At 62.6% G+C, this 14,675-nt stretch carries 12 protein-coding genes; 1 reads left to right on the top strand and 11 read right to left on the bottom strand.

What is annotated here, in order from left to right; translation table 11 throughout:
- Positions 1-42: 42 nt before the first annotated feature.
- The 11 genes from murB to BMI89_RS15120 form a co-directional block, all read right to left on the bottom strand.
- A complete protein-coding gene (gene murB / locus BMI89_RS15170) occupies positions 43-975 on the bottom strand; it encodes a UDP-N-acetylmuramate dehydrogenase (protein ID WP_078547622.1) in 933 nt (310 codons plus the stop codon).
- Positions 976-1,023: 48 nt separating this feature from the next.
- Positions 1,024-1,275 (bottom strand): DUF2484 family protein, encoded by a 252-nt coding sequence (locus BMI89_RS15165; RefSeq protein WP_078522999.1) that lies wholly within the window; start codon positions 1,273-1,275, stop codon positions 1,024-1,026.
- Positions 1,272-2,462 (bottom strand): APC family permease, encoded by a 1,191-nt coding sequence (locus BMI89_RS15160; protein ID WP_078571668.1) that lies wholly within the window; start codon positions 2,460-2,462, stop codon positions 1,272-1,274. The genes BMI89_RS15165 and BMI89_RS15160 overlap by 4 nt, the downstream gene beginning before the upstream one ends.
- Positions 2,463-2,546: 84 nt before the next feature.
- A complete protein-coding gene (gene murC / locus BMI89_RS15155) occupies positions 2,547-3,956 on the bottom strand; it encodes a UDP-N-acetylmuramate--L-alanine ligase (protein WP_078523001.1) in 1,410 nt (469 codons plus the stop codon).
- Positions 3,953-5,056: a UDP-N-acetylglucosamine--N-acetylmuramyl-(pentapeptide) pyrophosphoryl-undecaprenol N-acetylglucosamine transferase gene (locus tag BMI89_RS15150; RefSeq protein WP_078571667.1), complete on the bottom strand. Its 1,104-nt coding sequence runs from the start codon at positions 5,054-5,056 to the stop codon at positions 3,953-3,955. The genes murC and BMI89_RS15150 overlap by 4 nt, the downstream gene beginning before the upstream one ends.
- An 18-nt stretch (positions 5,057-5,074) precedes the next feature.
- On the bottom strand, positions 5,075-6,241 hold the full coding sequence (locus BMI89_RS15145; RefSeq protein ID WP_078523003.1) for a putative peptidoglycan glycosyltransferase FtsW: 1,167 nt from the start codon (positions 6,239-6,241) through the stop codon (positions 5,075-5,077).
- A 150-nt stretch (positions 6,242-6,391) separates the two neighbouring features.
- Positions 6,392-7,630 carry an FAD-binding domain-containing protein gene (locus BMI89_RS15140; protein ID WP_246832049.1) on the bottom strand — a complete coding sequence of 413 codons (1,239 nt, stop codon included), beginning with the start codon at positions 7,628-7,630 and terminating at the stop codon, positions 6,392-6,394.
- A gap of 53 nt (positions 7,631-7,683) precedes the next feature.
- Positions 7,684-8,118 (bottom strand): cyclophilin-like fold protein, encoded by a 435-nt coding sequence (locus BMI89_RS15135; RefSeq protein ID WP_246832048.1) that lies wholly within the window; start codon positions 8,116-8,118, stop codon positions 7,684-7,686.
- Between the two features lie 107 nt (positions 8,119-8,225).
- On the bottom strand, positions 8,226-8,837 hold the full coding sequence (locus BMI89_RS15130; RefSeq protein ID WP_168176822.1) for an ATP-binding protein: 612 nt from the start codon (positions 8,835-8,837) through the stop codon (positions 8,226-8,228).
- Positions 8,834-10,903, bottom strand: a complete 2,070-nt coding sequence (locus tag BMI89_RS15125) for a Mu transposase C-terminal domain-containing protein (RefSeq protein WP_168176821.1) — start codon at positions 10,901-10,903, stop codon at positions 8,834-8,836. Before BMI89_RS15125 ends, BMI89_RS15130 begins: the two co-directional genes overlap by 4 nt.
- Before the next feature lie 86 nt (positions 10,904-10,989).
- Positions 10,990-11,751, bottom strand: a complete 762-nt coding sequence (locus BMI89_RS15120; protein WP_078571663.1) for a hypothetical protein — start codon at positions 11,749-11,751, stop codon at positions 10,990-10,992.
- Positions 11,752-12,263: 512 nt separating this feature from the next.
- Here BMI89_RS15120 and BMI89_RS15115 point away from each other — a divergent pair.
- Positions 12,264-14,081, top strand: a complete 1,818-nt coding sequence (locus BMI89_RS15115; protein ID WP_078571662.1) for a TniQ family protein — start codon at positions 12,264-12,266, stop codon at positions 14,079-14,081.
- The last annotated feature ends 594 nt before the right edge of the window (positions 14,082-14,675 follow it).

Genomic DNA, 14,675 nt, shown 5'->3' with positions numbered 1-14,675 from the left:
GGGTTGACCCCCGTCCGGTAATTGCGTTGCAGGGTGGAGGTCTTACGCCTCGAATTCTCCTACACGCATGATTTCCCACTCTAGCGAAATTCCGCTCGATTGCACAACCTTTTTGCGCACCTCTTCCCCGAGATTTTCGAGATCGGCCGCGGTCGCCCCGCCAGTGTTGATCATAAAGTTGCTGTGTTTTTCCGACATTTGCGCGCCACCGATGCGCGCGCCGCGCATTCCGGCGTCGTCGATGACCTTCCACGCCTTCAGCTCATGCGTGTCATCGGCCCGGCCCGTCGAGGAAAAGCCCGCCGGGTTGCGGAAGGTCGATCCGGCGGTCCGGTCCTTGGTGGGTTGGGTCGCATCGCGCTTGGCCAGTTGCTCGGCCATATGCGCTTCAAGCGCGTCGGGGTCACCGGCCTCTGCGCGGAACGTCGCGCCGGTCAGCACCCAGCCTTCGGGCAAATCGCTCTGACGGTAGGCGAAGTTCAGATCCCCGGGCGTGAGCGTGACCCGCTCCCCTGCCCGCGTGATCACGCGCGCTTCGATCAGGTGATCGGCGACGTAAGAGCCGTAGCAGCCCGCATTCATCCGCACCGCCCCGCCGATCGCGCCGGGAATGGTGCGCAGGAAAGTCAGGTCCAGCCCCGCCTGCGCCGCCTTGCGCGCGACATGGGCGTCGAGCGCCGCGGCGCCCGCGGTGACCGTGTCGCCCTCGCAGGCGATGCCGTTGAAGCCCCGCCCCATGCGGATCACCACCGCCCGCAGTCCCCCATCGCGCACGATCAGGTTCGAGCCTACGCCCATCGGAAAGACCGCGATCTCCTCGGGCAGCCCTTTGAGGAACTCTGCAAGGTCATCCTCGTCGGCAGGCTGGAACAGCCAATCCGCCGGGCCGCCCACGCGCAGCCAGGTCAGCGAGTCGAGCGGACGGTTCGGCGTCAGCGCGCCGCGCGGGGTATAGGTCGAAGGACAATCAGTCATGGCGCATCTCGTAGCCGCGCGCGCAGGGCGAGGCAAGCGATCCCGATCTCATTCAGCGGGGTCGCGCGCACCCCGCAGCGCACGGACAAGGAAAATGACCGGCCAGCGCAGCACTGACATGCCGCCCGCCAGCACCAGCAGCCCCATGATCGGGCCGTTCTGATAGGTGACCCAGCCCACCAGCGGCACACCGACCGCGATCAACCCCCAGGCACCCGGCCAATGAAACCGCCTCGGTCCCATCGCGATCAGCGTGGCAATGAGCGCCCAGACACAGGCAAGAACGAGCGAGACGGTCATGAGAAACCTCCCAGGGCTGCGATCAGGGCCGCTCCGGCGACCAATGCGCCCACGACCGGAACGGCCATAGGCACCTTGAACGGCGCATAGTCGGACCGGCTTTTCAGCGCGACGAGCGACAGGTTAACGAGAAGGAAGACGCCCAGGAGCACCTTCGAAGTGATACCGGCCAATTGCTCGACCGGGGCAGCGAGCGCAAGCGCAATCATCGCCATACCGCAAAGAAGAGTCGCTAGGACCGGGGTGCCAAAACGCGGATGCGCCTGATGAAAAACGGACAGCGCGGGACTGCGGCGGCCCAGACCGAACAGCACGCGCGCCGCCATCACCACCTGCGCAAGCACTCCGTTGAGCGCCGCCGCCACCGCGATCGCGGCGAGGATGCCCGGCCCGTGCCCCGCCGATTGCCAGACCAGCGCCAGCGGTTGCTCGGAGCGGGCGAGATCGGCCAGCGGCACCGCGCGCACGGCAGCGTAGCTTACGGTCAGATAGAGGATGGCGGTGATCGCGAGCGCGGCGAGGATCGCACGCGGCATGTCGCGGATCGGGTCGCGCATCTCCTCGGACATGTTCACCATGTCCTCGAAACCGATGAAGGCGAAGAAAGCGAGCGACGCGGCGGCCGCGATCCCGGCCCAATGCGGCGCGGGCAGCGGCGTGAGGTCGGGGCTCGGATCGGCGGAGACCCCCGCCCAGATCACCAGCGCGAGACCGACCACCTCAACCAGCGTCAGCGCCACGGCGAGGCCCACGGATTCCAGAACGCCGAGGCAGGCGACGCCGATCAGCACCAGCCCGAAGGCGATCATCACGCCCTCGACCGGCAACGGCACCAGCAGTGTCAGATAGCCCGCCCCGCCGCGCAGCACCGCCGCCGCCGACACTGTGCCTGCCACGACGATGCCAAGCCCCACGATCAGCGCCAGCGCATGGCTGCGTAGCCCTTCCTCGACATAGGCCGCCTCTCCGGCGGCTTCGGGGATACGCGAGGACAATTCGGCATAGGACAGCGCCGACGGCGCCGCGATCAGCCCCGCCAGCACGAAGGCCAGCGGCGCCCAAATGCCAGCTTGCGCCGCGACCGCGCCGACCAGCACATAGATGCCCGCGCCCACCATGACGCCGACCCCGTAGCCGGTCATCAGCCACGGACCCAATCGGCGTTTCAGATGCGTCTCGTCACGCATGACGCGGCCCTTCTTGCCCACATGAGACGACGTGGCAGCGCCGCAAGTCTTTTCGGTGTCGTGCCGGGTCGCCCCGGCGCCTGCTCAGCCCCCCAGCTTCGCAGGCAGGTTGTTCGCCCAGGTCGAGATCGTCCCCGCCCCGAGGCAGACGACGATATCGCCGGGACGCGCCTGTTCACGCACCAGCCGAGCCAGATCATCTTCCGACAAAATGGCACGAGCATGACGGTGACCATGCGCGATCAGCCCGGCGACCAGATCGTCGCGCGTGGCCCCCTCGATCGGCTCCTCGCCCGCCGAGAAGACCTCGGCGATGGCGACGACGTCGGCCTCGTTGAAACAGGTGCAGAAATCGTCGAACAGCGAATGCAGACGCGAATAGCGGTGCGGCTGGTGAACCGCGATCACCCGTGCGCCCGGCTTCACCGCCTGACGCGCCGCTTTCAGCACGGCGGCGATCTCGACCGGGTGGTGGCCGTAATCGTCGATGATCGTGACCCCGCCCAGCACGTCGCCGACCTTGGTGAAGCGCCGGTTCACGCCGCCGAAGCTCGCCAGAGCTTCCTTGATCTCGCCCATCTTCATCCCGAGGTGACGCGCCACCGCAACGGCGGCCAGCGCGTTCGAGACGTTATGATCGCCCGGCATCGGGAGCGTGCAGCCCTCGATCACCGGCTTGCCCTCTTCGCCCTGCAGCGCGATGTCGAAATGCGCGACGCCCGCATCGTAATGCAGGTTGATCGCCCGGATATCGGCCTGCGCGTTAAAGCCGAAGGTCACGACGCGGCGGTCATTGAGCTTGCCGACCAGCGTCTGCACTTCCGGGTGATCGGTGCAGCAGACAGCCAACCCATAGAACGGGATGTTCGAGACGAAATCGTAAAACCCTTTGCGCAGCGCATCGAAAGAGCCCCAATGCTCCATATGCTCGGGGTCGATATTGGTCACGATGGCGATGGTCGCGGGCAGACGGTTGAAGGAACCATCGCTCTCGTCGGCCTCGACCACCATCCACTCGCCCGCGCCTGCGCGCGCGTTGGAGCCATAGGCGTGGATGATCCCGCCATTGATCACGGTCGGATCGAAATTGCCCTTGTCCAGAAGCGTCGCGACCATAGTCGTGGTCGTCGTCTTGCCGTGAGTGCCGCCGATCGCGATGTTCGATTTCAGGCGCATCAGCTCGGCCAGCATCTCGGCGCGGCGCACGACCGGCAGACCGCGACGGCGCGCCTCTTCCAGCTCGGGATTGCCCGGTTTGATCGCGGTGGAGATCACCACGACGCCCGCCTCACCGATATTCTCGGCGCGCTGGCCCTCGAAAATGGTCGCGCCCAGTTTCGCCAGACGATCGGTGATCTTGGAGGATTTCGCATCCGAGCCCTGAACCGTGAACCCTTGGGTCATCAGCACTTCGGCGATGCCGGACATGCCGATCCCGCCGATACCGACGAAATGGATGGGGCCGAGTTCTCCGGGCAGTTTGGTCGCGTTCATTGAGTCTTTCCTGCTAGGTCTTCGACGAGGGCGACGAGCCGCTCGGTGGCGTCCGGCACCCCGTAGGAGAGGGCCGCGCGCGACATCTGCAGCGCGCCCTCGGGGTTGTCCAGCACCAGTGAAATTTGATCCGCGAGGCTCTCTGCCGAGAGCTGGCTTTCGGGGATGGTGATCGCGCCGCCGGTCTTTGCGAGACCGCGCGCATTGGCCGCTTGGTGATCGCCAGCGGCGGCGGCATAGGGGATCAGGATCGCGGGCCGCCCGATGACAGAGATATCCGCGACCGAGGACGCACCGGCGCGCGAGATCACCAGCTGACATTCGCTGAGACGGCGCGGCACATCGTTGAAGAAGGGCTCGACCTCGGCGCTGATGCCCGCCGCGTCATAAGCGGCCACGACCCGGTCGAGGTCTTCGGGGCGCGCCTGATGGGAGACGCGCAGATTGGCGCGGGCGGCTTCGGGCAGGCTCGCCATCGCAGCCGGCACCGTGTCCGACAGGATGCGCGCGCCCTGCGAGCCGCCGATCACAAGGACCGACATCGGGTAATCGCCCGGCGGGATATAGGCCGCGCCCGCACGCTCGAGCACCGAGGCGCGCACCGGGTTGCCCGTATGCTCGCCCTGCACGCCCTCGGGCAGATCGGTCGGCCATGTGCCGCAGGCGAAGCGGTTCACCTTCTTGGCGAAGATGCGGTTCACCTTGCCCATGATGCCGTTCTGTTCGTGAATGGCGCGGGGGATGCCCAGGAACACCGCCGAGGAGAGTGCCGGGATCGTCGGGTAGCCGCCGAAGCCCACCACCACCGTCGGCTTGTCCGACAGGTTCTTGCGGATCGCCGAGGCCACGCCGCCCGCGATCTTGAACGGCACGCCCAGCTTGCCGAGTGCGCCACCGCGCGCGAACGTCGCCGAGGCGATCTGCTCGACCGTCACCGTATGGGGAAAGCCGCCCGCGTAGCGCGCCCCGCGCGCATCCGTGGACAGCTTGACGCGCCAGCCCCGGCGCACCATCGCCTCGGCCAGCGCCTGTGCGGGGAACATATGCCCGCCGGTGCCGCCAGCGGCGATCAGCAGTAGCGGGGTCGTGTCCTTGGCCATGTCCCCCTCCTGAGGGTTTTAGCGACCGCGCCGGGCGAGAATATCCGAAATCTGTCCCTGCGGCCGGGTCCGAGTCAGCGCGAGCAACATACCCACCGCAATCCCCGAAGCAATGACCGAAGAGCCCCCGTAGCTGACGAACGGCAAAGTCATGCCTTTCGCGGGCAGAAGGCGCACCGCGACGCCCATATTGATGATCGCCTGAACGCCGAAGGCGCAGGCCAGACCGGAGCCCGCAAGCCGGGTGAAGGGATCGCGCTCGCGCATCAGGCGCAGCAGCGAGCGGATCACGACCGTCGCATAAAGCGCGATGATGACCAGCACGAGGATGAGGCCGTATTCTTCAGCCGCGACAGCGATGATGAAGTCGGTATGCGCATCGGGCAGCGACCATTTGACAGAGCCCTGCCCCACGCCCACGCCGAAGAACCCGCCCTCTTGGATCGCGTTGGTCGCGTAGCCGATCTGGGTGCGCGGATCGACATCCGTCGACAGGAAACCGTTGATCCGGCGCGCGAAGTGTTCCGAGAAGTTATAGGCGAAGAAGCCGCCCGCCACGGTCAGCGCCCCGATCCCCGTGAGCAGCGCAATCGGCGCGCCCGAGATGAAATACATCACCGACCAGGCGAACAGCACCAGCGAGGCCTGCCCGAAATCGGGCTGCAAGGCGAGCGCCACCACGATGATGACCATCAGCAGGAAGGAATAGAGCCGCCCCTTGGGGCCCCCGACGTCATGGGCTGCGGCCATGAACCAGCCGGAGATGATGACGAAACCGGGCTTGAGGAATTCGGACGGCTGGATCGAGGCGAAGCCGAAGGAATACCACCGCACCGCGCCCTTGCCGAAATCAGTGCCCAGCACCGGCAGCAGCATCACCGCGACGAAGGCGCCGACGAAGCCGATCACGCCCAGCCTGCGCACCTGTTTCGGGTCGAGCATCGAGATGCCCAGCATCACGCCCAGCGCCACCACCCCGAAGAAGGCCTGTCGCTTGACGTAATAGAAGGGCTCAAGGCCGTTGCGCTCTGCCAGCGGCACCGAGGCTGCGAGCCCCAGCAACATGCCAAGGCCGAACAACGCCAAAACGGCGCCGAGCGCCCATTTGTCGATCGTGCGCCACCATTTCGGTAGGACGGGTTCACCGGCCCGCACGGGGACGGTGCCGAATGCCATTTCTGTCATGGGCTATACTGCCGTTACTGCCTCGAATACGCCCGTTTTCCGGGTCTGATCGGAATCGTAGCCCAAAAGCTTTGAGATGACTAGGAAAATTCCGAAGCGGCGCGATCACTCGGCGATGATCGGCAAGGGCGCGCGCAATTCCCCCTGCCCTCAGGCCAAGCCAAGCTCTGCAAGGATTTGGGGGAGTTTCTTTTTGACCTTGAAGAAGCCGGCCGTGGCGTGGGGCCAGATCACGCGATCCCACTCCCGCGTAAGCTCGCACAGCGCGATACCGCGCCGGCCCAGCGCCGCTTCCGCGCTCTCGCGCCAATCGCCGAGCGGCCCGACCGGAATGTAGGGCGTCACGAGTTGCCGCACGCCGAGGCTTCGCGCCCATTCGACCAGCACTGACGGATCACCGGCGTTCAGGCGTTGCACGTCCGGCACCCCGGCGCGCTCAGCAGCATCGGCGAGCGCGTCGCGTTCGAACCGCGGGACATGCGGCGCCACCTTGCGCGGCGAGCGCAGGTGGCTGGCGCTGAGGGTCGCGGCCCCGCGCAGATCGAACGCGCTCAGATCGAAATCCTCGACGCGGCAATCTTCCTCAGTGATCAGCAGCGCCGTGGGCAGCCCCGGCTGCGCGGCGCGCGGCCTACGCAGCGCCGCGACCGGGGGCAGCCCCTCGGGCTCGTCCGCCTCCAGCCCCGCGCTCACCTCCGCCAATTGCGCGGGATCGGGCGCGAACCGCCCTCCGGTATAGCGCGCGATATTTCCGGCCTCGGCGGCGTAGAACTTGCCCCGCGTATGCAGCCCCGCGACCCAGCGCCAGCTGAGCGTGTTCGAGGCCGGATCGCCGTCGAGCAGATGGCGATAGAAGAAATCCGCGCCGATCCGCCATGGCAGCCGCAGGGTGAAAATCCAGATCGAGGCGAACCACATCCGGGCGTGGTTGTGCAGATAGCCGGTCGCGCACAGCTCACGCGCCCACGCGTCGAAACAGGCGATCCCGCTGCGCCCCGCCTCGGCCTCGGCCACGCGCGCGGCCAGATCGGGGGCACCGTCCAGTGCGGCGAGGTCTTGCGCCAACCCGTCCCGATAGCGCGCCCAGACCTCAGGGCGATGCTCCAGCCAGCCCTTGAAATAGCCCCGCCAGAGCACCTCCTGCACGAATTTCTCCGCAGCCTCCGGCCCATGCGCGTCAAGTGCCCGCGCCACCGCCTCACGCTCGAGCACAAGACGGCGTCGCAGATAGGGCGAGAGCTGCGAGACACCCCTATGCCGACCGGCCCCGTGATCGTAATTGCGCCCCTGCGCGTAATCTGCGCCCATCTTCGGGGCGAACCGCGTCAGACGGTCCTCGCCAGCCGCGCGAGTGGCGGCGGGCAATGGCAAAGGCTCGGCAGCGGTCACGGCATCTCCTTCCGGGTCACGCTACCGATCTACGCCGCGAGGGCCGTATGCGATCACTCGGCCCGCTCGAACCGAACCGTCGGATTGCTCATCAGCGCCTCGAGCGACCCGTCGAACGCGCCCAGCCGCACGAGGCCCGGCGAGTTGGCGAAAGGTTTGTAGAAGATCGCGAGATTGCCCCAAGGCGCATAAAGCGTGATGTCGCCCGTCTTCGGCTCGTAGGCGCGCGGTGCGCCGGTCGTGTCGAGCTTGCGCGGCAGATCGGCGATCTTCTCGATGCCGTGGTAGTCGCGCAGGGTCAGCTCCAGCGGCATGAGCGCCGCGAAATCGCGCCCGGCGGGGGTGTCGTCGAGCGTGGCGGTCAGAACCGTCTCGCCTGCGGTCACGGTGATCGGGATCATGCTGTCTCCTTTCGTCTCCTGAGCGCAGGCCATGCTGGCGGCGACGCATAGCGCCGCGACGGGTGTCAGAAACTTCGTGACGCTCATGGCCGATGCCCTCCTGCTATCTGGAGACAAATCTAAGCGCGATTGCGCGGGAGGATTACCCCCCGCGCAATACTGCCACAGATGAGCCGCGCTCATCAGTCGCCTTTTCAGGCCTGGGTCATGTCGATCACATAGCGATAGCGCGCCTGCTTGTTCACGACCTTCTCGCAGGCTTCGCCGATCTGCTCAGGGGTGATCATCTCGTAGGTGGCCGCGACCCCGTGATGCGCGGCGAAGTCGATCACGCGCTGGGTTTCGGCAATGCCGTGCTGAGCTTCATCGTAATGGATGCCGATGCACCCTTTCCTTTTCGCCTGATCGACGACGAGGTTCCAGATTTCAGTTTGAGTGCGGCGTGCCTTGTCGTGGATAGGGTATCCAAGTGCCCTGAGCGTATGTTTTCCGAGATCCTTCCAGCCGCCCTTCGAGCTGAGGACGCAACAGGCGAAGGACGCCTTCTCACCAGAGGGCAACCGCGTGTCGCTGGCATTGAAGCGCCCCAGCAAGTCGCCAATTTCCTTACTCTTTCCGGCACCGGACGGGCCGGTGACGAGAAGCGCCCCGGTCTCGAAACGAGCTCCGCTCTGTAACCCGCCGATGTGGCGGCTCAGAAGCTGGGAGAAGCTGTTTTGGAGGATACGAGCACGGCCCAACGGATAATGCCGCGCTGCAAGGCCACCACTCAGGGCGACGATTTCGGGGATGACGAATTCGTTCAAAACTTGGTTTCCTTGCTTGGCGGTAGGACGGTTCGGTTCATGCCTGTCTCTGCACGTTCTTGTAATCTTTGATCGCGCTGCTGGTCACTCGGGCGAGAAAGACGAGTGGTGCCCTCTTCCCGCCGCTCCATGAGCTCGCCGGGTGCCACCAGGTGCTTCATCGGAGCGCTCGATGCCGTCGATATCGCGAGGCACCGCGCAGCGCGTTTTTCAAGTTTGGCGATCGTCTGATAGTTTGAAGGATCGCGCGAATCCGGGAAGAAACCGGATCGTCGCGCGCGATCGGCAATCGCCTCTTGCAGATGCCCTTCGTGAAGCGCGCGCTGTTTCGGGTTGGCTCTGGTCGCGGCTTCCATCACTTCAATTGCTTCTTCGAGCGTCAGGTTATTGAAAGCCGTCATGCTCAACTTCGCCTCGATAATCTGTTTCTCACCTTCAGCGACAATGAACACGCGGCGCATGTCATCGGGGTCGAGATGAACGAGCACCTTCTTCGCCTGCCCATCCGCGAACCGCAGCAGCTCCGGGGAGTTAAAGGGCAAGCCGAAAACTCTCACACCTTCCGATGTCGTGGTCGCCTCGCGCTTAACTCCAAGGTGCAAACACCTCTCTCGTTGAGTTGGCGGGTCGATCTTTCCATAGAGCCGTATCGCTTCCTCGCTTTTTTGTCGGACAGTCGCACCAAACATCCCGGTCCCACGGTGAGAATGGAACGGATACTCATCGATGAAATACCGTGTGATTGCCCCGTAGAGCTCGTCATGTGTCAAGGTCGCCGATCCCTTCGGATCGACCTCCTTCAACTCACCCGGTCTACTGCCTGTATATCCGGCATGAAAATTGAGGACCTGAAACTGAAGTGGGCCGAAAAAGCTCTCTACGAAAGGCTTATCGGAGCTATGATAGGTTCGGCCAAGCACGGGCGTTGCCCCGATCCCAAGGAGAGCCGCGAAGGTGCTAGCATTCCGAATAGCGCTACCGTTATCCGAAGACACGACACCGAGGCCGACCGGCGGCGCAGGGTCATGTTTACACCCATAGCGGATCTTTTCCCGAGTCTTGTCGCGGGTTGCCATGCGCAGCAGCGCCGCGCTGTGATCTGCATCTGCGGTATCCGAAATGATCCATCCGAGCACCTCTCGCGTCGCCACGTCCATGATGACATGCAGCCAAAGACGGCAAATTTCGTTTTCTTCGAGTTCATCCGATGCGGAACTTGGGTCGATCACCTTCCCGGCCACCGAGCCGTCTGGTTTCGAGAAAAGCGAGAGATAAACTTGGTCTGTCTCCAGCATCATGCCAAACTTCAGAGCGCGAATGGAGGTCGAGCCTGCGCCCAGTAGGTTCGTTGCATGACGCACGCCCTCGCGACCGATGGATTTCACGACCGCCGAAATTGCGTTGAGCCGGGTGCGAATTGTCGTGATCGACGGGAAGCGGAAGCCACGCGCATGTTCCTCAGGCGGGACGTCGAACAGTTCCCGCGCACCCGCAACGAGAGGCGCAAGTTGCGGCTGCAACTTGCTATTCCAACGATTGAGAACGTATTCAATGAAGCGTTCCTGATGCGCTGAAAGTCGAGGTTCGCGCCTGCCCTTCAAATAATCACGATCCGCAAGCACCACGGGGTTTCGGTCGAACTGCTGGAACAGTTTGTAGTAACGCATGAGCGTCCGCCCCTGCGGCCATACGAAACTATTGAAGACCTTTCCTCCGCGCGTCTTGGGGGCGAGGCTTGGCTCCATCGAAATTTCTCGAGCGCGCGCGATGAGGCGTCTCCGGAGCATGCCGTCTGTGTTGAGCCCTCGTTGCGTTAGCTTGAAACCCTCTTCCTCGAGCCCCTCCATAGCGAGCATCGCCGCCAATCGCGGCTGAACATCACGCCGAGCCTGTTCGGAAAGTTGCTCGATACGCTCAAAACCGCCCGTATATTCAAGCAGCTCTCGGTTCTTCGCCGCCACGGCTGGCAATGTGACGTCGCAGGATCGGTCTCGGATCGCGCGCTCGACATGCTCGACAGAAAGAGTAATGCATTCGCCGTCTTGCACATCCGAAAGATCAAACATGCTGTCATCGCGCCGATCCACGCGCCAGCAACGCCCGTCCATGACGAGCTCGGATCCTTTGGGGATGTTATAGAGCGGCTTTTGCGTCACCCGCGCAGTTCCACCCGCGAATGGTAGTTGATCAGCGCATTCCAATCGGCCCGAAGACTTTTACGCCCGATCATGCGTAGTGAAGCGTCGAAGCATCGCGACGGTTCGATCTGACACCGTCCGATCAAATCTCGCAGCAACCAATAGCCACCCCGCCGGGCAACCCGTTCGACTTCGGTGTCGGCCTCTTCGTCCTCTTTGTTCCAGACTTCCCAGACCTGGCGCAGATTGTCCCGGTAGGCGCGGGAATAGTCGTCGGTCCGGACGACCACGCAGTCATCCGCGAACCCACGCGGCACCGCCGAGAAGAGATCGGCGATCTCGGCCTGGGTATCCAACCGAGCCAAGCTTGCAGCGTGCCGAATAAAGTAAGCGCGCCGGAACCCGTCGCGAAACGTAATCCGCATATCAAAAGAGTGCTTTCGCTGCTTTCGCGCAGTCCGACTGAAATACGTGACGGGCGGGAGTTGCACTTCGAGCCCGAAAAGACCCGGATTCAAAAGAGCGTCGATTGCGACGGCGGACTCACCTTCGGACTCGAAGTGATAGACGCGCCGGACGCCATCGGTCGCAGGCGTCGCAAACGCCATCGAGAGCCGACGAGCGGTGTTGCTACGCGTGAGCGGGTTTCGTGAACCGGCGAATGAGTGGACACCATTGATCGGGTCGACTTCGAGCGCTGGAAGCTTTTTGGTGGGGGGCTCGGTAGGTTCCCAGTCACCGTATCTTCCCGCGATATAATCTTCGTATTCAGACATGCGTTCTCCGTGCCCCCGAAGCGGGCGCCTCGGGGAGTATCCAGTTTCACTTGGGAGCTCGGAGCAGGCTTGCCTGGACCGTTTTCGGCCTCTAACGTGGCAAGTAAGAACCGGACGCTCGTCGTCCCAACTTTCGACGCGCGTCCGATCAGGGCGCGCGTTTTTTCTTCTTGATCCCAGTCGCCCTTCTGCAAGCGATCTCGAACAAGCTTAGCCTGATCGAATCATATGAAATTCCGAAGCGGAAAAAACATGATGCTTTGAGCATCACGCAAAATCTGAGTCAACCAATTGATTTCGTGCGAAAAAATGATGTGGATTACGGTTTCAAAGAGCCGCCCGAGAGAACATTCGGGAGTAAAGAACCTTCCGCAGCGGTGCCGAATTGAAGCGACAGACGCTTGACCGCGTTGACGATACCCGCGCACGAAAGAAGGAGATCGCGTTGCGAAAATCGGTGCTTTCATTGAAAAGGGCATGAGAACCCCGTCGCTCCCACCGAACGTGAAACGATGACACGCCGTCTCTCTATGGCTCCACAGCACAGCGAACGCGAACCAGCGTTCTCCTATCTCTCACGTGTGGCGGCACGGTATGGCGTGCCCACACGAGATTTCGCGGCCGATATGGGGCTGTCCTTCTCGCGGATTATCGATGGCGACCCAAAGGACATCACTGCGCTCGCCGAACTGACCGACACCGAAGCAGCACGTCTATTGGTCTGGTCGCCGAAATATCTCGGCAACCGCAACCACTACTTCCGCGGTCACGTCATGCACGCGAAAGCCATCAAAGAGAGCTCGGTCCGCGGGTGTCCAGACTGCCTGAGAGAAGATTTCGAGAACGGGGCCTCTGCACCAGAGCATTCGCCATTCATTAGAGGTGAATGGCTATTCCGTCCGATAACCCTCTGTGCGAAGCATAATCGACCGCTGTCGTCACTTTGGCAGGTGTCAGCTCAGCAAGACCGTTACGATGTCGCCTCCCGCATGGTCGAAATCGCTCCCGCTATCGCCTCAGGGGAACTTGATCACGAAACGAGAGAGCCCACGAAGTTCGATATCTGGGTCGCCGACAGGGTCGCCGGACGATCAACCGGCATTTGGCTAGATCAGTTTTCACTCTACCCTGCCGCTCATTTCTGCGAGTTGTTCGGGCGAGCGCTTTGGACGGTGCGGATACCGAAATCGCAGAAGTTTGCGCCCGAAGAGGCGCATCTGGCTTTTTGGCTCGGGTTTAAGTTCGCGAAAGATGGCGAAAGCGGTGTTCGCCTCGGCTTGTCGAGCTTGCAGGAATTTGAAGGGGGCCCAACCGACGGCCCCAAGAAGAAATTCGGAGATCTTTACGATCGACTGACCTTCGATCTGACGAATGAGGACTATGCGCCTTTCCGGAACCTGCTACGCGATCACATCCTCAAAACTTGGCCGCTCGGCCCTGGGGATGACCTGATGGGCGAGCCTGTTCTGACGCGCCACCTTCACTCGGTGCTCACCGCATCTCGGGAGTATGGCATCGATAGTCGACGGCTGCGAAAATTGCTCGTTACCGCTGGGGTCGTGCGTGCAGTCGAGCAAGGTCGGTCAGATGCCTGGGAGCTGTTCACCCCCGAAGAAGCTGAACCGGTCCTCAGCCGTCTGGAGACGCTCGTCTCCGCAACAGATCTTCAAGATGCGCTACTCATTTCGCGCACGCATTTTGAATCCTTGCGTAAGGACGGCTACTTCGCGCCGACATTGGAAGGTCCTGAGCACAAACCACTTTGGGACCTCCGTGAAGCTCGCAGTTTTATCGACGGTCTCCTGCAAGGAGCGGAGCCTGTCTATGTCCCGATGCACAGCTGGGCTTACCTGTCGGATGCGGCTATCCGCCTGAAGGTTTCTCCTGGCACTATTGTTCGTCTTGTCGAGGAGAGAAGACTTCATCGAGTTGGCAAACACGTAAGCCGCGACGGGTTCTCTGCGATCCTGGTGACGCTCGATGAGGTCGAACGGTTGCTTGATCGTCCGACCACGCCCGGGATCAGCATTCAGGTTTTCGCAAAGCAGTGCGGGCTCAAGGACATCTACCTACGGCGGCTCGTGCGCATGGCGCACATCCCGTCAACGGAAGGCCGAAATCCGAAAACAGGAGCGAAACAACGCTTCCTGTCGACCGAGGACATCGAGGCCTTCTATGCTAGGTTCATCACTTTACGCGACCTCGCCGTGGAGCATGGTATGAACTGGCAGGCCCTCCGCCACGAGCTGGCGAAACGAGGAATTGCCCCCTTCAGCCCGGATGGGGAGGACTATGGTGCGGTGTTCGAGCGGGATACGATCACGCTTTAGCCGCCGCGGATGCCAGCTGCTTCAAACACCACCTATGCCACTTTTCTCTAGTTGCGTCAGAGCGCTATCCCCTAAAGTAGTTACGTGCATGCCGGTCCTTACGGGGCCCTAGCTAGTGCTCGAAGATCATCATTTGTGGCTAGCTCGGAAAAGCTCACCCCATTATCGTCCACAGTGAAACTCTTTCCACGGGGAGGGTTCTGTGTGTGACCTACCAGACGCGAAGAGCGACGTTCACTCCGGGACCTACAAAATACTTTCCAGAGGGATTTTTCTGGGCAGGCCGAAGCGCATGAAGCTCCGTGGCGAGGTTCCGCCAATGAGAAAGCCAGACACGGCCCGTTCAGCGTCGAGCGCCTATTTGCGGGCGAAACAGCTTAGCATTTTTATCGGGTATTATTGACCCAAGTGTTTTTGTCGGTTATTCGACGGACGAACAGACAAGCAGGAACATCATGACCCGTATTTCACGCATCATTCCCGCGTTCATCGTGCTGGCCTGTGCGCCGGCCCTTGCCGTGGCAGATGAGGCCGTTCCCACGATCACCCTGACAGACGGGGTCATCGCTCCGCAAACGATCGACCTGCCAGCAG

It is taken from the genome of Thioclava sp. F36-7 (assembly GCF_002020075.1).
In the GTDB taxonomy this organism is placed as follows: Bacteria; Pseudomonadota; Alphaproteobacteria; order Rhodobacterales; family Rhodobacteraceae; genus Thioclava; species Thioclava sediminum.
Note: the sequence above shows the minus strand (reverse complement) of the source record. Positions and strands in the feature narration are given on the sequence as shown.

What these genes read in the sequence shown, in the direction of transcription:
- BMI89_RS15150 (WP_078571667.1), bottom strand. Translation starts at nt 5,056, where the DNA reads ATGGCCAAGGACACGACCCCGCTACTGCTGATCGCCGCTGGCGGCACC.
- BMI89_RS15145 (WP_078523003.1), bottom strand. Translation starts at nt 6,241, where the DNA reads ATGACAGAAATGGCATTCGGCACCGTCCCCGTGCGGGCCGGTGAACCC.
- BMI89_RS15165 (WP_078522999.1), bottom strand. Translation starts at nt 1,275, where the DNA reads ATGACCGTCTCGCTCGTTCTTGCCTGTGTCTGGGCGCTCATTGCCACG.
- murB (WP_078547622.1), bottom strand. Translation starts at nt 975, where the DNA reads ATGACTGATTGTCCTTCGACCTATACCCCGCGCGGCGCGCTGACGCCG.
- murC (WP_078523001.1), bottom strand. Translation starts at nt 3,956, where the DNA reads ATGAACGCGACCAAACTGCCCGGAGAACTCGGCCCCATCCATTTCGTC.
- BMI89_RS15120 (WP_078571663.1), bottom strand. Translation starts at nt 11,751, where the DNA reads ATGTCTGAATACGAAGATTATATCGCGGGAAGATACGGTGACTGGGAA.
- BMI89_RS15125 (WP_168176821.1), bottom strand. Translation starts at nt 10,903, where the DNA reads ATGTTTGATCTTTCGGATGTGCAAGACGGCGAATGCATTACTCTTTCT.
- BMI89_RS15160 (WP_078571668.1), bottom strand. Translation starts at nt 2,462, where the DNA reads ATGCGTGACGAGACGCATCTGAAACGCCGATTGGGTCCGTGGCTGATG.
- BMI89_RS15115 (WP_078571662.1), top strand. Translation starts at nt 12,264, where the DNA reads ATGACACGCCGTCTCTCTATGGCTCCACAGCACAGCGAACGCGAACCA.
- BMI89_RS15135 (WP_246832048.1), bottom strand. Translation starts at nt 8,118, where the DNA reads ATGAGCGTCACGAAGTTTCTGACACCCGTCGCGGCGCTATGCGTCGCC.